The sequence below is a fragment of the Ruminococcus bromii genome (assembly GCF_002834225.1).
In the GTDB taxonomy this organism is placed as follows: Bacteria; Bacillota; Clostridia; order Oscillospirales; family Acutalibacteraceae; genus Ruminococcoides; species Ruminococcoides bromii.
The window spans coordinates 1-21,179 of sequence record NZ_NNSR01000026.1 but is presented as its reverse complement, the minus strand read 5'-3'; the positions used below and the strand labels follow the sequence as shown (position 1 = coordinate 21,179).

20 protein-coding genes and 1 pseudogene are annotated in these 21,179 nt (G+C 37.5%); 5 read left to right on the top strand and 16 right to left on the bottom strand.

The window, feature by feature from the left end; all coding sequences use genetic code 11:
- Positions 1–3 precede the first annotated feature (3 nt).
- Positions 4–846, bottom strand: a complete 843-nt coding sequence (locus RBATCC27255_RS01595; protein WP_242958532.1) for an ABC transporter permease — start codon at positions 844–846, stop codon at positions 4–6.
- A 135-nt stretch (positions 847–981) separates the two neighbouring features.
- Here RBATCC27255_RS01595 and RBATCC27255_RS01590 point away from each other — a divergent pair, with 135 nt between their 5' ends.
- Positions 982–1,653 (top strand): peptidylprolyl isomerase, encoded by a 672-nt coding sequence (locus RBATCC27255_RS01590; protein WP_187128347.1) that lies wholly within the window; start codon positions 982–984, stop codon positions 1,651–1,653.
- A gap of 8 nt (positions 1,654–1,661) precedes the next feature.
- Positions 1,662–2,123, top strand: coding sequence for a YaiI/YqxD family protein (locus RBATCC27255_RS01585; protein WP_169923211.1), 462 nt, complete (start codon positions 1,662–1,664; stop codon positions 2,121–2,123).
- A 451-nt stretch (positions 2,124–2,574) separates the two neighbouring features.
- On the opposite strand, the gene RBATCC27255_RS01580 is transcribed toward RBATCC27255_RS01585, so the two are convergent.
- The 10 genes from RBATCC27255_RS01580 to RBATCC27255_RS01530 all read right to left on the bottom strand — a co-directional run bounded on the left by RBATCC27255_RS01580 (position 2,575) and on the right by RBATCC27255_RS01530 (position 12,844).
- On the bottom strand, positions 2,575–3,810 hold the full coding sequence (locus RBATCC27255_RS01580; RefSeq protein ID WP_242958531.1) for a glycoside hydrolase family 3 protein: 1,236 nt from the start codon (positions 3,808–3,810) through the stop codon (positions 2,575–2,577).
- Positions 3,811–3,817: 7 nt separating this feature from the next.
- Positions 3,818–5,266, bottom strand: coding sequence for an Ig-like domain-containing protein (locus RBATCC27255_RS01575; RefSeq protein WP_187128346.1), 1,449 nt, complete (start codon positions 5,264–5,266; stop codon positions 3,818–3,820).
- A complete protein-coding gene (locus RBATCC27255_RS01570) occupies positions 5,250–5,846 on the bottom strand; it encodes a leucine-rich repeat domain-containing protein (RefSeq protein ID WP_101028432.1) in 597 nt (198 codons plus the stop codon). Before RBATCC27255_RS01570 ends, RBATCC27255_RS01575 begins: the two co-directional genes overlap by 17 nt.
- A 174-nt stretch (positions 5,847–6,020) precedes the next feature.
- Positions 6,021–6,509: a CarD family transcriptional regulator gene (locus RBATCC27255_RS01560; protein ID WP_101028430.1), complete on the bottom strand. Its 489-nt coding sequence runs from the start codon at positions 6,507–6,509 to the stop codon at positions 6,021–6,023.
- A gap of 581 nt (positions 6,510–7,090) precedes the next feature.
- Positions 7,091–8,257 carry an FprA family A-type flavoprotein gene (locus RBATCC27255_RS01555; RefSeq protein WP_101028429.1) on the bottom strand — a complete coding sequence of 389 codons (1,167 nt, stop codon included), beginning with the start codon at positions 8,255–8,257 and terminating at the stop codon, positions 7,091–7,093.
- 533 nt (positions 8,258–8,790) lie between these two features.
- Positions 8,791–9,846, bottom strand: coding sequence for a zinc ribbon domain-containing protein (locus RBATCC27255_RS01550; RefSeq protein ID WP_101028428.1), 1,056 nt, complete (start codon positions 9,844–9,846; stop codon positions 8,791–8,793).
- Between the two features lie 100 nt (positions 9,847–9,946).
- Positions 9,947–11,266 carry a zinc ribbon domain-containing protein gene (locus RBATCC27255_RS01545; RefSeq protein WP_101028427.1) on the bottom strand — a complete coding sequence of 440 codons (1,320 nt, stop codon included), beginning with the start codon at positions 11,264–11,266 and terminating at the stop codon, positions 9,947–9,949.
- 84 nt (positions 11,267–11,350) lie between these two features.
- Complete coding sequence (locus RBATCC27255_RS01540) at positions 11,351–11,872, bottom strand: hypothetical protein (protein ID WP_101028426.1); 522 nt, start codon at positions 11,870–11,872, stop codon at positions 11,351–11,353.
- A 5-nt stretch (positions 11,873–11,877) separates the two neighbouring features.
- Positions 11,878–12,405, bottom strand: a complete 528-nt coding sequence (locus RBATCC27255_RS01535) for a zinc-ribbon domain-containing protein (protein ID WP_101028425.1) — start codon at positions 12,403–12,405, stop codon at positions 11,878–11,880.
- Positions 12,406–12,439: 34 nt separating this feature from the next.
- A complete protein-coding gene (locus tag RBATCC27255_RS01530) occupies positions 12,440–12,844 on the bottom strand; it encodes a hypothetical protein (protein WP_101028424.1) in 405 nt (134 codons plus the stop codon).
- 194 nt (positions 12,845–13,038) lie between these two features.
- On the opposite strand from RBATCC27255_RS01530, the gene RBATCC27255_RS01525 reads away from it, so the two are divergent.
- Positions 13,039–13,374: a helix-turn-helix domain-containing protein gene (locus RBATCC27255_RS01525; RefSeq protein ID WP_101028423.1), complete on the top strand. Its 336-nt coding sequence runs from the start codon at positions 13,039–13,041 to the stop codon at positions 13,372–13,374.
- Between the two features lie 111 nt (positions 13,375–13,485).
- On the opposite strand, the gene RBATCC27255_RS01520 is transcribed toward RBATCC27255_RS01525, so the two are convergent.
- Positions 13,486–14,190: a serine/threonine protein kinase gene (locus tag RBATCC27255_RS01520; protein WP_101028422.1), complete on the bottom strand. Its 705-nt coding sequence runs from the start codon at positions 14,188–14,190 to the stop codon at positions 13,486–13,488.
- Between the two features lie 361 nt (positions 14,191–14,551).
- Between RBATCC27255_RS01520 and RBATCC27255_RS01515 the strand changes: the two genes are divergently transcribed.
- Both RBATCC27255_RS01515 and RBATCC27255_RS01510 read left to right on the top strand, forming a co-directional pair.
- Positions 14,552–14,980: a hypothetical protein gene (locus tag RBATCC27255_RS01515; RefSeq protein ID WP_101028421.1), complete on the top strand. Its 429-nt coding sequence runs from the start codon at positions 14,552–14,554 to the stop codon at positions 14,978–14,980.
- Positions 14,976–15,563 carry an IS1096 element passenger TnpR family protein gene (locus RBATCC27255_RS01510; RefSeq protein ID WP_101028420.1) on the top strand — a complete coding sequence of 196 codons (588 nt, stop codon included), beginning with the start codon at positions 14,976–14,978 and terminating at the stop codon, positions 15,561–15,563. The genes RBATCC27255_RS01515 and RBATCC27255_RS01510 overlap by 5 nt, the downstream gene beginning before the upstream one ends.
- Positions 15,564–15,902: 339 nt before the next feature.
- Here RBATCC27255_RS01510 and RBATCC27255_RS01505 read toward each other — a convergent pair whose 3' ends face one another.
- The 4 genes and pseudogenes from RBATCC27255_RS01505 to RBATCC27255_RS10375 all read right to left on the bottom strand — a co-directional run.
- Positions 15,903–18,392: a leucine-rich repeat protein gene (locus RBATCC27255_RS01505; RefSeq protein WP_101028419.1), complete on the bottom strand. Its 2,490-nt coding sequence runs from the start codon at positions 18,390–18,392 to the stop codon at positions 15,903–15,905.
- A gap of 264 nt (positions 18,393–18,656) precedes the next feature.
- Positions 18,657–19,436, bottom strand: a complete 780-nt coding sequence (locus tag RBATCC27255_RS01500; protein ID WP_101028418.1) for a sulfite exporter TauE/SafE family protein — start codon at positions 19,434–19,436, stop codon at positions 18,657–18,659.
- A gap of 42 nt (positions 19,437–19,478) precedes the next feature.
- Positions 19,479–20,345 carry a hypothetical protein gene (locus RBATCC27255_RS01495; protein WP_169923200.1) on the bottom strand — a complete coding sequence of 289 codons (867 nt, stop codon included), beginning with the start codon at positions 20,343–20,345 and terminating at the stop codon, positions 19,479–19,481.
- A 383-nt stretch (positions 20,346–20,728) separates the two neighbouring features.
- Positions 20,729–21,179: pseudogene (locus RBATCC27255_RS10375) on the bottom strand (hypothetical protein); the annotation flags it as partial.

Sequence of the window (21,179 nt, the reverse complement as noted above, 5' to 3'; positions counted from 1 at the left end):
ATATCAGACCGTATCTATAAAATTTTTTTCTACTTTATTAAAGATAATCATACCGAACACAAGCACACCTGCCGTAACAAGAAAACTAAGCATCAAGTATTTCCATGGAAATGTTCCGCTGCCTAAAAATCCGTAACGAAAAGTTTCAACAAGCGGAGCAACCGGATTTAAAAGAGCAAGCGAACGGAATGATTCTGCCACCTGAGAAACAGGATAAACAACAGGGGTGATGTACATCCACAATGTTACTCCAAATGAAACAAGCACGCCGAGGTCACGATATTTTGTTGTGACTGACGAAACAATCAGTCCGCAGCCTGTACCTAAAAGTGCCGATGAAAGCAATACAAGCGGCATAAGCAACGCACAAAAATTCGGGTGAACATTTGACCCGGCAAACATATATATAAGTACAAGAATAAAAAACATCACAAAATTAATCAAAAAGCCGATTGCGTTGTAAATTATGTTTGCACAGGGCATTACAAGCCTTGGAAAATACACCTTACCGAAAAGCCTTGCATTACCGATAAAGGTTGATGAACTGCCGTTAAGACAGCTTGAAAAGAACGACCACAAAATGTTGCCTGCCATAAAAAACAGGAACTGAGGCATTCCGTCAGTTGAGATATTGGCTATCATACCGAAAATCACGGTAAAAACAAATGTTGAAAGGAACGGCTTTATAATTATCCACAGCGGTCCAAGCACAGTCTGCTTATAGGAGTTTTTAAAATCACGCTTTACGAACAGCATTACAAGGTCACGGTACTTCCAAACCTCACCAAGATTAAACTCAAAAAATTTTCGTTTTGGCGTAATTTCCGTTATCTCGTTATTTTTCAAGCTTTTTCACCCTTTTGTAGATATTTCACATACAAAAATTTTATCACATTTATATTTTTGTGTCAATTCAGGTTGATTTGCAGACATAATAATGCTAAAATAAAAGTGAATTTATTTATGAAAGGAATTTAAAAAATGGCAAAAATTAAAAAGATTTCGGCAATTATGGTTGCCGCAGTTATTCTCTGCACCTGCTTTTTAATCAGCGGTTGCGGCGGTGACACAGAGAGCAGTTCTTCGGCAAAAGCTACTTCCGCAGTTTCAAACGAAGAAACAACATCCGCAAGCACAGACACAACCGACTACAAGTCAAGCTACACAGCAATTATTGATGTTAAAGACTACGGTAAAATTGAAGTTGAGCTTTATGAGGAGCTTGCTCCGATTACAGTCAAGAACTTTGTTGGCCTTGCAAAAGACGGCTTTTATGACGGTCTTACTTTCCACAGAATCATTACAGGCTTTATGATTCAGGGCGGTGACCCAAAGGGTGACGGCACAGGCGGCAGTGAAAAAACAATCAAGGGCGAATTTGCTCAGAACGGTGTTGAAAACAACCTTTCACATACAAGAGGCGTTATCTCAATGGCTCGTTCAAATGATCCCGACAGCGCAAGCTCACAGTTCTTTATTGTTCAGTCTGACAGCACATATCTTGACGGTCAGTACGCTGCATTCGGCAAGGTAACAAAGGGTATGGATATTGTTGATAAAATCTGCGAGGACACACCTGTTACAGATTCAAACGGTACTGTTGAAAAGAAAAATCAGCCTGTTATCAACTCAATTAAGATTGAGGAAAAATAATGAACGGTATAACTGTTCTTGTTGATGCGGATGCCTGCCCTGTTGTAAAATCGGTTGAAAGGATTGCAAAAAATCATAATGTTCCCGTTGTGCTGTTATGCGATACAAACCATGTTCTCAAATCGGATTACAGCAAGATAAAAATTATCGGTGCAGGCGCAGACGCAGTTGATTTGGCACTTGTCAACCTTTGTAAAAAGGGCGACATTGCGGTAACTCAGGATTACGGAGTCGCGGCACTTGTGCTTGGAAAGGGTGCGTACTGTATTCATCAGTCGGGGAAAATTTTCTCGGATGATAACATAGGCGGTCTGCTTATGGACAGACACCTTGCCAAAAAGGCGAGAATGTCAAACGGCAAGCATCACATTAAAGGACCGAAAAAGCGTACAAAACAAGATGACGAAAACTTTGAAAAAAGCTTTGAATCTTTGCTTGTAAAAGTGTTAAATAATTCCAATCAGGAATAATAATTTTTCGGCATATACTTGAAATGCACAGAAATGTGTATTACGATAATCATAGGCAAAATGATGTAAATAGTCCATTGGGCAAAACGAAACCCTCGAAGTTGGTAGCTTTGAGGGTTTCTTCATAGGTTGGCTGTTGAAGTTACTATCTATCCAACCACTTGCAAATATATTAGGCAACTACACTTTCTCCAACAGATAGGAAAAAGGATATAAGCAACTCCAAAAAAGTCGCCTTCTTCCTGACGGAAAGAGTCAACCGCACAATCAGCATATCACATCTGTTGAGATATATTTCAGCCAACCTTTACAAACAGAACACCCCGAAGAACTTAATCTTCGGGGTGCTTTATGTTTTACCGTAAGAATTTTTGCAGTCGCATACTCGGGCAAAATATGATATAAACGATTCAAACTATCTTCCCAACCGCACCTAACAGCTATTAACTTTTCACTCCTCACTTCCAACGGTATCCGTTGTTTCGGTTGATTTGACTTTTTTCTGATAGGTGTCAATATTAAAAATGCCGAGATTTTGTTTCCATTTCAGGATTCGCTTTACGGATGCGTCAACCTGAGCTTCGGGAATTTTACCGCTTTGAACAGCCTCAAGAACTGCGGGATATTGGGTATCGACAGATGAACAGCAGAGCAAATCATTACCGCATTTTGCCGCCGTGACAGCCGCCGCTTCATCTCCCGTAAAATCCGTGATTGCGTCCATAATAAGGTCATCGGTCATAATTACACCGTCAAATCTAAAGTCATTTCTGAGAATATCATGCACCTTTTGTGAAAGTGACGCAGGATATTCGCTGTCCATACAATTCACGATATTGTGTGAAACAAGAATGCAGTCGGCACCGGACTCAATTCCCTGATAAAACGGCTTAAAATCTGTATTTTCAAACTCCGAATAGTCACGGTCATCGTATGCAATTCCCGTGTGTGTGTCGCTGTTATTGCCGTAGCCAGGGAAATGTTTCAGAACCGTACCGAGTTTTTTTGATTTGCTCGTTTCAACAACAGTTCGCACAAATCTGTTTTCCATATCAACATCCGAGCTGAAAGAACGGTCATACATAAAGCCGTATTCATCTGAGGTCATATCGCACACGGGTGCAAGATTCACATTGATTCCGAGTGAAAGGAGTAAATCCGCTTTTTCTTCTGCATCCTGCTTAATTGCATCCCAACCGCCGCTTGAGTATGTATCCCTCGGAGAAAGGAACGGGGCTTCTCTAAGATTAGGATTACTGCTGACACGCACAACCGTTCCGCCCTCTTCGTCAACGCCGATTAAAAGCGGAATATCTGCCTCATCCTGATAGCTTTGAATACAGTTAATAACTTCATCTTTGGTTTTTCCGTCAAAATCTCTGCCAAACAGGATATAACCGCCGATATTGTACTCGCTGACCTGTTGCACGGCGTCTTCATCGGGACAGCGTACAAAGAACATCTGCCCCACCTTTTCTTCGAGCTTCATATTTGAAATGAACCTGTCAAGCTTTTGATCATTGATTTCTTCTTCCGACATTGTAGTCGGCTGAACTGTAGTCTGCTCTGTTGCTTGGAATTGTTCGGGCTCACTGTCACCGTTTGCACAAGCCGACATTAAAAACAATATGCATAATGCAAGCAAAGCAGATAAAGTTAATTTTATGGTTTTCTTGAATTTTTTCATAAATGCCTTACGCCTTCTGGATTTTTGACTGCACTCCCTTTGTGACATAAACAAGACATCTTACCGTAACACCGTTTGCCGTGGTACATGATACTGTGGTTTTGCCCGTTTTGTTAGCGGTAATTTTTCCGCTGTATTCATCAACGGACGCAACAGTCGGATCTGTTGACGAATAGGTTGTTGAACAGGTCGCCTCACCGTCTGCAACAGAAAGATTCAGCAAACTTGAATTACCCTCTGAAAGTGAAATTTTATTTTTGCCAAAGCTAACCGCCATTGCAAGAAACTTTACATTCACATTCACATTTTTTGTTTTACCGTCAGATGTCGAAATCGTGATAACGGTATCGCCTATGCCTGTTGCGGAAATTTTGCCGTTTTCATCAACAGAGGCAATAGACGGATTACTGCTGTAGTAACTCATTTCAATATCTCCCCTCAACTCGGTAATTTTACTGTTGAGAGAATATGTTTCAAAAAGGCCCATCGAAAGCTCAGTTATCGGAACAACAAGTTCAGATTTGTTCTGAGCAACCTCATTGAGCTTTTCGGCAACGGCAGGACCGTATATCTTCATATTAGTATACGCAAGAGGGTGGATTCCATCGCCTTTTTTAGTTGTTGTATTATATTTAAAATACTGTGTTGTAATTTCCTCGTTGTCATCGGTAAGCTCTGTTTCTTCCGAAAGATCAACATAAGGGATTTCCCACTTGTCGAGGATATTTTTAATCAAAGTCCAGTATTGCGACTGTTTTGTCTTCTTTGAACAATCGTGACAAAGAACGAACAGTTTGATTGAACTTTTATAATTCATATTAAGAAAATAGCAAATACTTTCCAACGCACCTGCGGTTGTATATTCATCATACTTTCCCGACTTATTGCTTTTGTCAGTCATAGAACCGATTTTTACATTTTTGAATAGGTCATTAAAGCCGCCGTCAAGCAAAATAACATCGTAGTCATCTTTCATTTCTCGGACACGCTCAAGTATACTTTTGTGATTTGTACCTATAAAATTCTTGCGTATTGCAAGAGTTGTGCCGGGTACAGCCTTGTTGGTCATTGTCATATTATACTTTTCGGCAACATAATTACAGAATGAATAAGTTGAATTACCCATTGTGTCCGTACCCGAACCGTAGGCAACGCTGTCGCCGTCACAATACATTGTTCTGCCGGAAAGATAGTCAGGGGCGGTATATAGTGCCTTTGCACAGGGAAAAAGGTCTTTGCAAAATTCATTTTCGACAGCCTGCAAAATCAAATTAACATCGTTTTCGGTTATTTTTCCGTCATCGTCAACATCAGCCTTTGTGAGCTGTTCTTCTGTAGGAATACTGCCTATAAGACTTTTTGCAAGCTTCGCGTCATGAGCATCAACCTCACCGCTGCCGTCAACATCGCCGTAGGTTACCTCACCTGCCGAAACAAAGTTAAGAGAACTGGTCATTGCAATATTTTTCTGCGACGGTGCCTGAATAGCCTTTAAGCGTAAATGCCGAATCAACTTCATACTGCTGAGTACTGATTGTCTGCTTGCTGTAGGAGTCAAAAACACCTGTCTTAGTGGTACAGTCTACCGCAAAAGAATCGTCACAAATCTGTGTCACGGACATAGGAATGCTCACTGATTTAAGCCTTTTGCAATTCATAAAAGCGCCGTAACCAACTGTTTTTAAGCCAAAATTAAGATTGACTTTTTCCAAGCTTGAGCAACCGTAAAACGCCCACCACTTAATGCTTCTGACCGTATTTGGAATTGTAACTTCCTTAATTTTGCAGGAAGAAAAAGCCGTTCTGCCTATTGAGGTGACAGGTACGGAATTTATGCTTTCAGGAATTGTCACAACGGTGTCTTTACCTGTATATCCGCAAATTTCAGCGGTATCATTGTCAAGCATTTTATATTTGAATTTTCTATATGTAAGTTCATCGGATGCGGCAAAAACAGTTGTACTGACGCCTGCAACCGAAGAAAAAACAATCATCGTTGAAAGTAAAAGGGAAAGAGTCTTTTTTATTTTTTTCATCAAATTGCTCCATAAATGTATATTTGTTTTATTTTACTACAAAATTCAACATTTTGTAAATAGGCAAACAACTTAGAATTACCAAAAAATAAAAAAAGAGGAATAACATTGAAAGCAATCAAAAAGACTGCCTTCAATAAACCTCTGCAATCATTGTAAAATATTAAAAACAAGTCAGCCTGCAAGCACAAGCGGAAGAACCTCTCCTCTGTCAATGTTAAGAACAATGGAAACCTCATCGCAAACCATTTTTTCAGCTTCTTTCAGAAAACGCTCATCACTCATATGAAGCCTTCTTCCTTTTTGAAGCTGAATCTTGCTGTGAAAATGCATTCTTCTGATCAATTCAACCAGCTTTTTGCAATCACCGCCTGCAATAATTTCCTTAAATCTTTCACATCTTTCAGACTTGTTATCAATCCAAATTTCATTGTCGGTTTTCTGCGATAAAATATTTTTAATTTCATCGGAACTCAGCACATCACGCATTTTTGAAACAAGCTGTTCATTATGCGTAGGAACAAAAAGTGTTGAAGAGTCCGAACAAACAGGCTTCAAAACATAATATTCAACAGAAATTTTCCCGATCGTTTTTGTTGTTATTTCAGTAATTTCACAAACACCGTTCGCACCGTAAAGAACAACCTCGCCTACCTTGTACATATTCTCACCATCCGTATATTTATTTCTCGTATTTATTCGATAAACACTAATGCCTACATTATTATTTTAACACTTTTTCCAAAAATATGTTATAGGCAAAATTACCGAATTTGACAAATTTTTCACCGTAAGAAATTAGTTGAATTACAACTTTATACAATTATGCGGGAATGGAAACTTGCCGAAAAAAAGTGAAATGACCGACAAAAAATGCCGGTCATTTTCGGGGTATATTGGGTTATAGAAGGAATATATCAAATTTAACGAAATAAGCATTGAATACAGAAAAAACAAGAAAAACTTTTCATAACTAATTTCAAAACTCCAAAACAAATTACCTAAAAACGAATCTGTTTCAATGCTTATTCCGTGAGCATCAACTGTGCTTATATTGTACTATAAATCCGCTCAATAATTCAATTGCATTTGCAACGAAATTAAATTTCAAGTGTAAAAGATATCTTAACTTTTTTATCTAATTGTTACAAAAATAACAATCTCTACCTTTACAAAACAAAATTTGCAAAAGCTTCAGAGTACAATGATTTATGTATACAAGCTGCAAGCCGTTTACCTGTGTTTTACGCAAGAATTTCATCGGCAAGCTGTTCAAGCTGAGAAATGTTTTCTTCTTTCACAGCCGAACGAATTGTTACAACTGTAGGACAAATTTCAACATTTTTCATTTCTTCAAGATACGCTCTCATTGTCTTTGCCGCCGAAGGAGCCCAAGAGCCGTTTTCAACCATGGCAACCTTTCTGTTCTTATAGCCCTTGATTTTGAGGTGATGCAGAAAATCGTTCATTATCGGGAACACACCGCCGTCATAGCTTGGTGCGATAACAACCATTCTGCTGAAACGGAATGCATCCTCAATATCCTCGGCAAGGTCTGTGCGTGAAAGGTCGGCAATCGAAACCTTTTTGTCTGTTTTTGACTTTACAATCTCACAAAGCTTTTCGGCAGCCTTGGCTGTGTTGCCGTGAACCGAACAATATGCAATGAACACACCGTCGGTTTCAGGCTCATACTTGCTCCATATATCGTAAAGACCGATGTACCAACCAAGGTTCTCGTCAAGTACAGGACCGTGAAGCGGACAGATTTTCCGAATATCAAGCTTTGCGGCTTTTTTGAGAAGATTCTGAACCTGAACACCGTACTTACCGCAGATATTGAAGTAATATCTTCTTGCCTCGCAAGCCCAATCGTCCTCCTGAGCGTCAAGTGTGCCGAATGTGCCGAATCCGTCCGCAGAGAAAAGAACCTTTTCTGCGTTTTCATATGAAACCATAACCTCAGGCCAATGAACCATAGGCGCCATTATGAATGTAAGCTTGTGTGAACCGAGTTCAAGCTCGTCCCCCTCTTTGACTGTAACGGTTTTATCGGCGAAATCAAAATCAGGGAAAAACTGTGGGAGCATCGAAAAAGTCTTTGCATTGCCGACAAGCTTCATTGACGGATATTTCTCGGAAACAACCTTAATATTTGAAGCGTGGTCTGGTTCAAGGTGACTTATTACTAGGTAATCAGGAGTTCTGCCGTTAAGCTCTCTGTCAAGATTTTCAAGCCATTCGTCAGTTTTTCTCTTGTCAACCGTATCCATAATCGCAACCTTTTCATCAATAATAAGATATGAGTTGTAAGAAATTCCGTTGGGAACAAGATACTGACTTTCAAAAAGGTCGATTGTCTTGTCGTCAACACCAATGTATTTTATAGAATCGGAAATTTTAACCTGCATTGTATTCTCTCCTTTATAAACCTGTGTCCGTATTTGTCGGAAATTTTTGTTAAGTCAATTATACTATGTTATCAAGTTGAAATCAAGATGATTAAGATAATTTAAACAATATGCAAATTTCGTTCATGTGTCTGATTGTATATGAAATTATTTTGCTATTGATTTAAAAGAAAGCAGTAATTTTGGAGCTGTGAAGAAACGAAGTTTAAGACTTCATTCTTCACAGCTCCTTTAATCTTTGTAAAAAATAAGGCAATTGTTTAAAAAGGGGCATACTTTCCCTTCCCAAAAACAGCGTAATGTTGAAAACTCAAGCAGCTTTTTGCATTCTGATTTGTTTTGTGTAAAATTTGTGGAGATTAAAACCGATTGAAAGCAAATAAATCTCTAATTTGACCCATTCACACTAACCTTTTGTATCAAATGTAGTCAAAAACTAATATCAGATTAGAAGTATTTATTATTTCTGAAATAAACACCGGCCCGATCGTTGTTGCTTGACGCTCAGGCTGATTTTTTTTACTTATTATGTTTTAATGCGTATCCTCAATGCAGTACACAAAGTTTGTTAGGTTCATATTATCGTCAAATGTGAAAGTTACATATCCGTCTTTCCGCTTATAGGTAACATCGCCGTGGGTTATGTTATTGTACATTGGCTCGCCGAGTTCGGCATAGACATCGTCATAGGTGCTGTTGCCGTTTATTTCGCCAAAACTGATATTTGAATTAGCAAGGTTTCCTGACGAGTAATCAACCGTAATGCTGTAAATTTTATTTGTTTCGGCGGTGGCCATAACATTCATACCGCTGTAGTAATGAATATACCACTTGTCCGACGCTAAAAAAGGATCTGAAATTTCTTCGCCAAAGGCATTTTTTACATTGTCAAAATCAGCGTTCAAAAAATTATTGCTCTCTACATTAAGCATTGAACTTTCGGATTTTTTAAGATAAAACTTTCCGCCTATATCCCACATTGACCCGCTGTTTTGATTTGTGATCGTGTTTTCAATATAGATTTCACCGTCGGAAAACTTGATTTTACCCGTACCGCTGTTCTGCCAGCCATCATCATCAAACGAAAAAGTTCCTATTCCGTCAATTACCTTTGTTGTAACATTGCTTATTCTCGCAATTCGGTTTTGCGGTGCAGACGAGGTCTTTGTAAAAGTAAATCTCACAACATCATCCTTGACGGAAATTATCTCAAGAATATTGCCGCCGTTTTGAGTTGCGGTTGAAATATCGCTGTCCTTATCGCACCATATTCCGACATACTTTGAATAATCTGAGGTTTTATTTTCAGCCGTTGTCGTGACCGCAGTTGTCGGAACAGTTGTTGCATGTGTGGTAACATTATCCGATTTGCCGCCAAAAATCGTGCTGTTCAAAATTATAATCACCGCAATTACAATGAGCAAAACGATTGCCGCTGAAACGGCAATAATAATCGGCTTTTTCTTTTTCACCTTAATTTCTCCGCCTGTTGTAACATCAATCAGCTTTGTCATACAGTACGGACAAAATGTTGATTCAATCGGAAGTTCCTTACCGCAATTCCTGCAAAACTTCGTATCCTTACCCATAATGCCTCACCTCTTTTATTACATTATAAATAACATTAGGCAAAAATACAAGAAAAAAGATAATCTCCTATACCGTCAGGAAATTATCTTTTTCGCATAATTAATAACTCACTAAATCGTTATATACATCTGTCGCATAAAAATCTTGATCTAACAACCAGTCATACGAAGCGCTATCATAATACACTGTTTTGTTTTCAATATTTACTATATATGTAATATATTCTCCCTCACCAAAAACAGTATGCATTCCCGTGTATTTCATAGTTATTGACCCATCTTCGTTTCTTTGAGCATCAAGAGTCACATCACTTAAATAATAATGAATAGCATCATACACATTCAGCCTATTATGATATTCATCAACATCAACACCATTTTCTTCTAAATAAGTGTCACTATGATCGTCTATACCGTAAGGCTCTTCTTTGAGCAACTCTTCTGCTTTCTCAATTTCCGAGTCGTTCACTTTATCAGGCTTAGCATCTGATGATTCCTCTGTAGTTGTAACATCTGTGGTAGGCTCAGTTGTTGTAGATTCGGTAACAGCTTGAAAAATTGAAGATGTACCTTTATCTATGCCGTGTCTTTCGATAAAATCAGAATCAGTAACAAAAAAATTCAATGCAATTTGATTAGCATTACCATTACAAAGCATCGTATATCCATTATAGTATAAGCAAGGAATTAATTTATTATCTTCATCTAACATTTCAGAAATAAAATATTTGGCAACTTTTTCACAGGAATTATAACTTTTATAATCAGATAAGGCATACAACCATGATGCCAATCTTCCTACTGTCTGTTTCTTCTTATAAACATCATCGGTTGTTATATCATTAAGCAAAGAGGAAACAAAAGTTAATGAATATGCAACAACATTATTTTCATCATCCAAGAACAAAATTGTTCCTGTTTTACCATTGAAATCAACTTGCATATATTGAGAAACTTTTTTGCCAAGCAACAAATAATCCTGTTGGTACTTAAAATCGTCAAATTCTACACCTATGCCCAAATCGCCCATAGAACCTACATCATCAAAGGCACTCATAAACTTATCTACTGTTTCTTCATTAAATTTATTATCGAAGTAATAGTATCCTTTGCCGTCGATACTGTTATCAACAGTTGTCGGTTCGGTCAAACTGCTTTTTGTTTTTGTATTCGTATTTGAAGAACTGCTGCTATGCGGCACAAACAAAACCAACGCAAGTATTGCAGCAAAAACAAGTGCAACAACACCAAATACTATACCGCCGATTTTCCACTGCCTTTTCAGCTTTTCCTTTTCTTCATCAGGGCTGACAACCTCATTAACTTCAGAATCTTCAACAGCCGAGCAATCTTCTCCGCAATTCTCGCAGTATTTATCTTTTTCATTAAGTGGGAATCCACATTTTGGGCAACGTCTCATTTTTAATCCTCCTTATCACTTGAATAATCACCTATTTTATCAAAGTTGCTGTTATTCAGTTATGTTATATTTACAATGCTAATTTTAATAAAATCCTGTAACTTCAAAAGCATAGTATTCAGCAGCTGATTTATAATCATGGTCACCTGTAAGAGTACAAGTGTCATTTGTCAAATTTATAACTATGTATGCGTTACCGCTGTTATTATAATATCCATCAGGAGTATTTCTATAATTTCCGGAAACAGTTACCTGATACCCCAACAAAGTTCCCGTGTCTCGTGTTTTTGTCGGAGTGATATCAAGTTGAGGATTTTCAAACATTGAAGCCACTAATTGCCCAAAAGTTATATCTGAACATAATCCGTTTTGAACATATGATGGATCAATTGAGTCCATAAAACTTGTCGAATTTAATATATCTACAACATCATCCTCATATTCATTATTTTCTTCTGTAGTTTCTTCAACTGTCGTCTCTTCAACCGTAGTTGAATCAAAATTAGTTTGTGCGGCTGAAGATTCAGAACTCGGTTGTTTCGAACATCCGCTTAATACTGTTGATATCAATAAAATCACAGTTAATGCAACAAGCGATTTTTTCATAAATTTCACTCCTTTTCTTTATAATGAAAACGCTCAGGTTTACCGTTGGTTATCAATATTTTCTGACCGCAGACATCACAATCGCAACTCTGTGCGTCACATGGAATCACTGTTGTTTTTTGGCAATAAGGACATTTGACATATTTACATTTGATACGAAGTTTTTTAATTGAAACAACAAGTATAATCAAAGCAAGAATTGCTAATATTACAAAAAATGTTATTGACCCCGGATTGTAGCCGGGAGTAATATATGTACCATCACTTGGATCCCAAAATTTGTGCTGCGATGCATTTCCTTGTGTAATAATCGTACTAACGGATACAGCCAAAGTACCGCAAGCAACAATTATTCCACCGATTGACGCAGAATTGTATTTAAAAACAACACCGCTTTCATCATCCTGATATATACTTTCATCAGTAACACAGCCATTGTTACCATTGATTTCATCAGGTATCTTTGCGCCACATGAAGGGCAAAAACTCGCATTTTCACTTATCTGTGAACCGCATTTTTCACAATACGGCATAAAATCCCCTCCTTAATCATTCATAAACTACTCATCAAATAAGGCTGATAATCTTTTTTATATACTCTGAATTTGTTTCAACGAAAACACTTCCTTTTCTTGCGTTCAGATTACCGTCATCAACATCAATCAACTTGTTTATGTCTGAATTAAGCCATTTTACACCGATTTCATTTTCACATTCTTCGTAACCGTGATGTGTGTTTGTGTTTTTAGGTTCAGCCGTCACAATTCCGACCGCTTTGATTTTCATAGATTTAGAATTGAACGGAAGAGCCTTGATATAAATTATATCACCGACTTTTATACTGTTTAAAATCTCATACAACTCAGGCTTTTCCTTTTTCTTCCAACCGATACATACAAACCCCTCGTTAACAAAATTATCCAATTGCTCTTCTGTTCCGCAGAACAGTGAACCCATTCCATAAACCGACATAATCTTCCTCCTAAAAATTTATTTATTACAGACGGCTGAACTGCGGTCTGTCAAAGTTCATAAAAAATTTATCTGTTGTAAAATAAGTTTATCACAAATAATGCTACAAGTCAATAATAACTGCTTACAGTAAATTTATTTTTTTGTTCAAAAAGTTTAAAATAAATTATATATAGGATTCTGAGGTTTTACTTATGAACAAAAACATTGATTATACGGCACTCGGCAAAAGGATAAAAAATAAGCGGATTGAAAAAGGCTTTACGCAGGAACAGCTCGGCGAATTGTGCGAACTTTCTGCGGCACACATCGGTCACATTGAGCGTGGAACAAGAATACTTTCCGTTGATGTTCTTTTTCGCATTTCTCAGGCACTTGACACAAGCATTGACTGGCTTGTATTTGATTCAGTCGAAAACAAACATATGTTTAACGAAATTAACAGCGTGCTTAAAAACACCGACAAAACCAAAGTAACCACATTTCTAAACACGGTAAGAGTTCTTGCCGATAACATTGACAAGTTGTAAACCGTTTGTTAAAAATCTACAAAATAATTACCGCCATTGATTAAACTCTAATTAAAGTATAATCAATGACGGTATTTTTGTCCTGTGCTGTCAGCACAGTTTTATTCTGTTTTAAAGATTTCTTTTCAGTTCTTTCACATTTTGATAGCGGTTGTCGGGAATTGTCTGGGTGCATTTTACAATCACCCTTTTCAGCCTGCCGTTATAAAGGCGAATTTCAGGTGGCTGACCTGTGAGCATAACATTCATCAAAACACCTATTGCGTAAATGTCAGTCCGTTCATCGGTTTGATTTATTCCGTACTGTTCGGGGGCGGCATATCCCATTGTGCCAATAGTCTGTGTGTCTTTCGACTGATAGGGCTTGTACAGCCTTGCCGCATCAAAATCAATCAGCTTAACATTACCGTTGCTGTCAATCATCACATTTTCAGGCTTAATATCCTTGTGTATAATTTGGTGCGAATGCAACAAATCAAGTGCGTCACAAAGAGATGCAACCACTTTTCTTACACCTGACGGAGAATACAATCCAGTTTGCAGATAATCTGCCACGGTCTGACCGTCAACATATTCTTCAAGAACGGTGACTCCCGTTTCGGTTTTGACAACATCGTAAACATTTGCAATATTTGGGTGTGAAAGCGTTCTAAGTGCAAAGTAAACCTCTCCCAAACTTTTTAATGTGCGTTTTACAATCAGTTTGCCGAGTTCCTTATGCCTGAAAACACAGATTTCCGTTTTATCTGTTCGTTTAAGCAATCGCACAAACTGATATTGTTCATTAATCACCGTATCAATCCAATTATTTCCCATAACATTTCCTCACAATATTTACAGGCACATAACAAAAATATTAGTATAATTATACTTGCCGTGCTTCCCATCGAGAATTTTGCAGGGCAAAATTTGAGGGGAATATAAATTGATATAATAAGCACTTTGCAAAATTATAAGTCTAATCGTACTTGCTGTGCTTATTCTATCATAAATCATGAAATGAGTTATGATAGAATCACCCATCGAAAATTTTGCAGGGCAAAATTTGAGGGGAATATAAATTGATATAATAAGCACTTTGCAAAATTATAAGTCTAATCGTACTTGCCGTGCTTATTATATCATGTTAAAATAGTTTTGGAAACTTACAAAACTTTAATTTAAGGGGGTTTTGATTATGATAGGCAAAACCACAACTCAACTTTTAAAAGAACTTGAAAATTTCAACACATTTGAAGAATACGAAAACGCAAACAGGGATTCAATGATAAGCAAAAATCTCTCGGAATACCTTACCGACCTTTTAAACGAAAGGAATCTTACAAAAGCGGAGGTCATTCGTAAAGCCGAACTCAGCGACGGCTATGCCTATCAGATTTTTTCAGGCTTGAAAACTGCCCCGAAAAGGGATAAACTAATTTGCCTTTCAATAGGAATGGGTCTGTCGGTAAATGAAACCAACAGCGTCCTTAAAATTGCAGGGCTCTCTCCTCTCTATCCAAAAATCAAGCGTGACAGCATTATAATCATCAATATGAATAATAACAAAAGCGTTGTAGAAATCAACGAGGCTCTCTATAACGAGGGCGAAGATACTTTGAATTAACAATGGAGGTACATTCAAAATTGTCTATATAGGATGCGAAAACAAAATATGGCGGGATATTCAGATTTCTTCAAATTCGACAATGGCTGTGTTGGGCTATGCTGTGCTTTCGTCATTCAGCACCTGTGCATATCACCTTTTCATGATGACATACAAAGGCACAGATTACGAGTTGGATGACGAAGAATTTCAGACAAAACCAAAGCTTATGTCAGAAACGAAACTCGGCAAATTAAAACTTGAAATTGGCGATAAGATTCATATGATTGATGATTTTGGCGAGGAACAGGAGTTTGAAATAACTCTGCTGTCTGATGAAGAAATGCCAAAAGGCAGCGGACGATCCTATCCAAAGGTTTCCGACGGAGCAGGCAGAGGAATCATTGACGATATGTCGGCAGATGAGTTGCTCAAACTTATCAAGAAAATTGACAAAACCGGCAAGAGCGATTTCACCTACGCTCATAGAGGAGAAGATCTCCCATGGGATTACCATGACTATCAAATCGACATTGACAATGCCCTACTCAAAGGCGAAATAGCAAGAATCAAATACGCCTACGAAAATCCCGAAGATTATTAAAAGGCAATACACACAGCTCTTTTCAATTTTTGTAAAGAAATAAGGCAATTGTTTAAAAAAGGGTACACTTTCCTTTGTCCATAAAGCCAGATAAGATTGTTTTTAGCATGTTGTATTGTTCACAAATTTATTATACCGCAAAAGGCACATAACCGAAAATAATAACGGTTATGTGCCTTCTTATTTATTTAACATTTATCTTGTGATGTTGTCATTATACAACACCACTGTCATTATTTGTATGCACAATTTTAAGAATTTTATAAGTACAGTTCACATTTGCAAAATAACGGCTGTGCAAAAATAAGCACAGCCGTCTTTGTTTATCTCATATGATATTTAAAATTCAGTAATCCCCTTAACAACGAATTTCTGAATAAGTGTCGCATCAACAACGGTAATTGCACCGTCTTTGTTTACATCTGCTACATTTAATGTTTCGTCATCAAGTGTTGTCTGACCAACAATATATTTTTGAAGAATGGTAGAGTCAACAATAGTAATTTCACCATCACCATTAACATCACCAAGTAAAGTTTCTTTGTTTGGTTCAAAATTAAAAGTAACATTGAATCCTTCATCAGATGAATCAAATGCACCAATTTGAAGTACATATGTTTCTCTTGCATTTACATTATAGCTGATACGGAAATTTCTATCTTCCTCATTATCATCATTGTATGCAAGTTCCGTCATATCAGAATCATATAATCCTCCACAAGTATCTCTTGAACCAGTCGAATAAAATGTGAGAGAACCACTCTGACTCGGTGTGAATTTAAAATATTTGCGTACACCAGTATCTTCAATTATCACATTTTGGGTCTCATTACCGCTAATACTCGGTAAATTTTCAAGACTAATTGCACCACAGATTTTACATACACCATCAATATATTCATGGTTACCAGTTGGTTCAATATAATCATCCGTATAACTGTAACCGCAATTTTTGCAAGTATAATCGGTATAACCCCTCTCACCGCAGGTCGGTGGATATACAGTCATTTCTAAATCATGTTTGCCCGTTGCAGGAATTATATCACCCTTTTTCAAAAAAGCCTCACAATTATTGCAAATCAGGTCACCTGCGTAACCTTCTTCTCCGCATGTGGGAGACTTTTCATTTTCAAATCTTGTTGATGAATGTAAACATTCGTCATAATACGGAACAATATTAGAAAGAGAAAATCCGAACCATTTAGAATCTACATACGAAACCAGTCGAATTTTAACAGTGTCGCCAAGTACTGTAATTTTTTTGCCTGCAAGCTCTGTTCCGCTGTATTTACCTATTTCTTCGCCATTTTTATCGTAAAGATATATGTAATCACAATTTGCTTCTGTTTCTGTAGAATCCGAAAAAACAACTGCAATTCTTGTAGCATTCTTCTTATAAATTGTCCAAGATTCATCAGAATCACCATTATATGGATGTGCTGATTCAACACAATCCTCCTCAGACTTGCCACATCTTTCACAAATACCGCTTACAACATTATGACCCAAAGGATCTGTATAATTTATTTTAACTCCATCGCTGCATTCAGAACAAGAATATAAATCATAACCTTTATCAACACAAGTCGGTGCTTTTTTTTCAACTAATTTAACATCATAATGTATTACAGATTCGACCAAACTAGTATTGCCATCAGTAAAATTAATCGAATCCCACTGACTTTTACTACCTTTAAATAAAACATTTGATAAGTTATAGTCACCGTCAAAAGCTAAGTTACCAATTTCTTTAACGCTTTGAGGTATAATTATAGTGGTGAGATTTTCACAATAAGCAAATGTATAGTCTTTAATAAATTTAATACCATCCGGAATTTCCACTTTTTCTAGGTTTGAACAACCTAAAAATGCTTCTACGCCTATATTCACAACACTATTTGGTATGCTAATATTTTTAAGATTAAAACAACTTCTAAATGCACTGTCGCCAATACTTATAACACTGTTAGGAATAACCACATTTGTAATTGTGTCACAATTCTCAAAAGCATAATCACAAATTTTAGTAATACCTTTTGGAATAGTAATATCTGTAGCTAATTCTCCACCAATGTAAATTTTTCTGGCATAAAATATGGGATTGGAAAATTCATCTTCAAATTTAATCTTGCACCAATCTTCAATATTGGTTGCATATACTTCATCAAGATTAGTACAATCAGAAAAAGCATCCTCGCCAATACTTCTGATACTGCTTGGGAAAGATATGCTTTTAAGACTTGAATAACCATAAAAGGCATACTTTCCTATACTTTTTACACCATCAGGAATAGTAACATCCGTTACCAATTTGTTGTCAACATATAAGTCTGCACCTCTTCTTAACGGATTTGCATCAGGATAAGAAAAATCAATTTTACACCAATCTTCAATACTGCTCACATAAACCTTTTTTAAACCATCACACTCCAAAAAAGCATCTTCACCAATGCTCTGAATAGTACTTGGAATTGTGATGCTTGCCAAGTCGGAGCGCCCTGAAAATGCATACATACTAATAGCTGTAACAACAAAACCATCAATAGAGTTTGGAATTACAACATCACTGTCAGAGCCACGATACCCTTGAATAACAGCCTCAGTGCGGTTATTTTCTTCATTGAAATAAGTATAATAAGTAAAATCATTATACTCTTTTTCTTCACTGTCAGATTGTGTGTCATCAGCCGACTGTACTGCTGCACTTGTTGTGGTTTCGTTGGTATCAGCTGTTCCGGCTGCATTAACAGCAAGAGGCATAGCTGTAAACATACCTGATACCATCAACACAGACAACATTGCTGATATAACCTTGTTTGATTTTCTCATGGATATTCCTCCTAAAATAAATTTTTGCAATTATCCGTACTGTGTTAAGTTAAACATTTGTTTACACCTTACTATATAAAAATCGAAAGCCTAATACATAAAACATATATAGATAAATTACAATTTAATACTACCATATTTTACAGCATTATGCAACATTTGATTAAAGTTTTTCATTTAATTTTGCAGAGAAATAACAAAAAATATATCTGATACATCAAAAATTAACTCACTTGCTAATACTGAAGATTTTTATATAGTTAATTACCTGTCAAACAGCTTAAATCCCATAATAACTACACCAAGCACTACGAGGACGATACCTGTGGCACGGTTCAGGGTTTTGGGATTGGCTTTATTGGCAAAGACGGCGGCAATTCTCGCCCATATAAGGGTGAACACTATGCAGAGAATGAACACAAACCAATCGGGTGTGCCACCAATCATAAAGTGCGAAGCTGCACCTGTCAGGGCGGTGAATGTCATAATGAATACGCTTGTGCCAACAGCGGTTTTCAATTCATAATTCAGCACGGTCGTCAAAATCAAAAGCATCATCATTCCTCCGCCCGCACCTATAAATCCGCAGATAAAGCCGATTAACATTCCGCAGATTACAGACTGGATTGCCCTCTTTTTTGCCGACACACCGAGCATAGCTTCTTTAGTTGTCATAACGGGACGGATGATAAATTTTATGCCGAGCAAAAATGTCATAAACACGGAAAATCCGCCCATTGTAGCTGATGGAACAATGCTTGCAACATAACTGCCGACAATCGTAAACGCAAGCACACTCGCCATCATAATCAAACCGTTTCTGACATCGAGATTTTTATTTTTATGGTATGTATAAGCCGAAACTGCACTCGCCAAAACATCGGACGAAAGTGCGATTCCGACTGCCATATACGGATCCATATTAAGAAAAGTTATGAGCATCGGACTTATTACAGCCGCCGCACTCATTCCTGCAAAACCTGTTCCGAGACCTGCGCCCATTCCTGCAAAAAATGTAACTAAAATTGTAATAAATATATCCATTTAATTTCCTCTATAGAATAATATAACTAAATTAAGATTATTTTAATTTTGCCGTTTCACAAACAAAAGCCGTGAAATCAGCATTATTACCGCAGTTCCGACAAGTATCTGCAACGGGTACAAAAGTACGCTTTCACTCGGAATAATCATACTCAAAATTGTCAATGCTCCGGCAGGCGGAATATACATTTTTGTGCAGTAAACAATTACAAGCATTATCGCCGTGGCTGTCAATGCGGCAACTGTCAACGGCAATCCAAGCGTCATATTCAGCACATATCTTGAAACCGCCCCGACAAATGCACAGACTGTTATCAGCAAAACCGTCTTTACCGGCTTGTTGCGAGCCTTATTTTTCGGACGGGAAAATTCCGTAAACGCCACAAGCAACGGCGGTGCAATTGCAAATTTAAAGCCCGACCAAATTGCGAAGAATCCCACAACGGCAACACAGATTGTTCTTACGGCTGTGTCAATCACATCGCTCTTTGTATGCAGGTTTACCGGCTGAAAATCCTCTTTATCTCTTATTTTAACTTTCAAAAGAAATCTGCGAAATAATACAACCGCAACCGTCAGCAAAAATGCGGCAATCGGGTATATAAAGCTCTCGGTCTGCATCATAACGGGCAACACAATTGCCGAAATCATCGGTGCAAATGTTGTTCCCGAAAGCATAAAGAGAATTTGTGCAAATACAAATGCAATCAATATTTCAAGATAAAGCCCGACTTTTATGTATCGGACTGTCAGCACACCCGCAACAGCGCAAATCGCAATTAACGCAATCATTCGGCTGTCATTGACTTTCCAACCTTGCTTTTGTGTAACCATATAGCCAATTGCAAGTGCCGTTATTTCAGGAAAGATTATCTCCCCCTCATCCAATATTTCCGCAACAAAAGTCATTATACCGACAAGTATAAGCGTTAATACGTACGGTAATGCGTTTTTAAATGCTTTTGTCGAATTCAGTTTACTCATTTTTTATATTTCTGCCCACTTTTCATTTCAAACTAACAGCACTATTATATCATAAATCTGTCAACATTAACAGAAAATTTATTCACAGAATTTTAGCTTTCTGAGTTGTAAATAGATGTGAACCAAACAGTTATTCTGATTGATTCAAATCCGATAGCAAAACCGTTTTTTTTGTTGAAGCATACTTACCGTTTTTATTCTTTATCCAGCCGTCAAAGCTGTTTGTCATCAAAATAAAAAATACGGCACAGAGGATTTCCTGCCTACTGTGCCGTATTTGATGCGGTTTTATTACGGATTGTTAATTATTACTTATCTTTAATTTTTGCGGAATGCTTTTTGAGCTTATCAAATGCCGTTACTCCTTTCATAACGCCGCCGCTGATGAACAGCAATGCAATCCACAACATAAGGCTGCCGTTGTTGCCTGTCTGAGGGGATTTTGAACTGTCAGGCAGCTTAGCCGTTACGGTATCAGTCTTTTTGATTTCTTTGGTCGCTGCTTCGTCGCTGTAATACTTGTTACAGGCCTCGCAATACCAATATTCAACATTACCCTCGGCATCCTTAGTCGCAGTCTTTGCTTCTATGTGTCTGAGGTCGGCATGACTTGCTCCGTCAATCTCGCCGTACGGCTCATTGCATATCTCGCATACAGCTTTTTCGGTGCAGGTAGCTTTTCCGCCGGAGTGGTTGGTAATCTCCTTGCCACAGTAGTCACAGATATGGTTTTTGTCCTTATCTTCATGCTCAGAGATT

Coding starts and splice junctions, on each gene's coding strand:
- RBATCC27255_RS01590 (WP_187128347.1), top strand. CDS start 982: ATGGCAAAAATTAAAAAGATTTCGGCAATTATGGTTGCCGCAGTTATT.
- RBATCC27255_RS01580 (WP_242958531.1), bottom strand. CDS start 3,810: ATGAAAAAATTCAAGAAAACCATAAAATTAACTTTATCTGCTTTGCTT.
- RBATCC27255_RS01575 (WP_187128346.1), bottom strand. CDS start 5,266: ATGACCAGTTCTCTTAACTTTGTTTCGGCAGGTGAGGTAACCTACGGC.
- RBATCC27255_RS01570 (WP_101028432.1), bottom strand. CDS start 5,846: ATGAAAAAAATAAAAAAGACTCTTTCCCTTTTACTTTCAACGATGATT.
- RBATCC27255_RS01560 (WP_101028430.1), bottom strand. CDS start 6,509: ATGTACAAGGTAGGCGAGGTTGTTCTTTACGGTGCGAACGGTGTTTGT.
- RBATCC27255_RS01555 (WP_101028429.1), bottom strand. CDS start 8,257: ATGCAGGTTAAAATTTCCGATTCTATAAAATACATTGGTGTTGACGAC.
- RBATCC27255_RS01550 (WP_101028428.1), bottom strand. CDS start 9,846: ATGGGTAAGGATACGAAGTTTTGCAGGAATTGCGGTAAGGAACTTCCG.
- RBATCC27255_RS01545 (WP_101028427.1), bottom strand. CDS start 11,266: ATGAGACGTTGCCCAAAATGTGGATTCCCACTTAATGAAAAAGATAAA.
- RBATCC27255_RS01540 (WP_101028426.1), bottom strand. CDS start 11,872: ATGAAAAAATCGCTTGTTGCATTAACTGTGATTTTATTGATATCAACA.
- RBATCC27255_RS01535 (WP_101028425.1), bottom strand. CDS start 12,405: ATGCCGTATTGTGAAAAATGCGGTTCACAGATAAGTGAAAATGCGAGT.
- RBATCC27255_RS01530 (WP_101028424.1), bottom strand. CDS start 12,844: ATGTCGGTTTATGGAATGGGTTCACTGTTCTGCGGAACAGAAGAGCAA.
- RBATCC27255_RS01525 (WP_101028423.1), top strand. CDS start 13,039: ATGAACAAAAACATTGATTATACGGCACTCGGCAAAAGGATAAAAAAT.
- RBATCC27255_RS01520 (WP_101028422.1), bottom strand. CDS start 14,190: ATGGGAAATAATTGGATTGATACGGTGATTAATGAACAATATCAGTTT.
- RBATCC27255_RS01515 (WP_101028421.1), top strand. CDS start 14,552: ATGATAGGCAAAACCACAACTCAACTTTTAAAAGAACTTGAAAATTTC.
- RBATCC27255_RS01505 (WP_101028419.1), bottom strand. CDS start 18,392: ATGAGAAAATCAAACAAGGTTATATCAGCAATGTTGTCTGTGTTGATG.
- RBATCC27255_RS01500 (WP_101028418.1), bottom strand. CDS start 19,436: ATGGATATATTTATTACAATTTTAGTTACATTTTTTGCAGGAATGGGC.
- RBATCC27255_RS01495 (WP_169923200.1), bottom strand. CDS start 20,345: ATGACTTTTGTTGCGGAAATATTGGATGAGGGGGAGATAATCTTTCCT.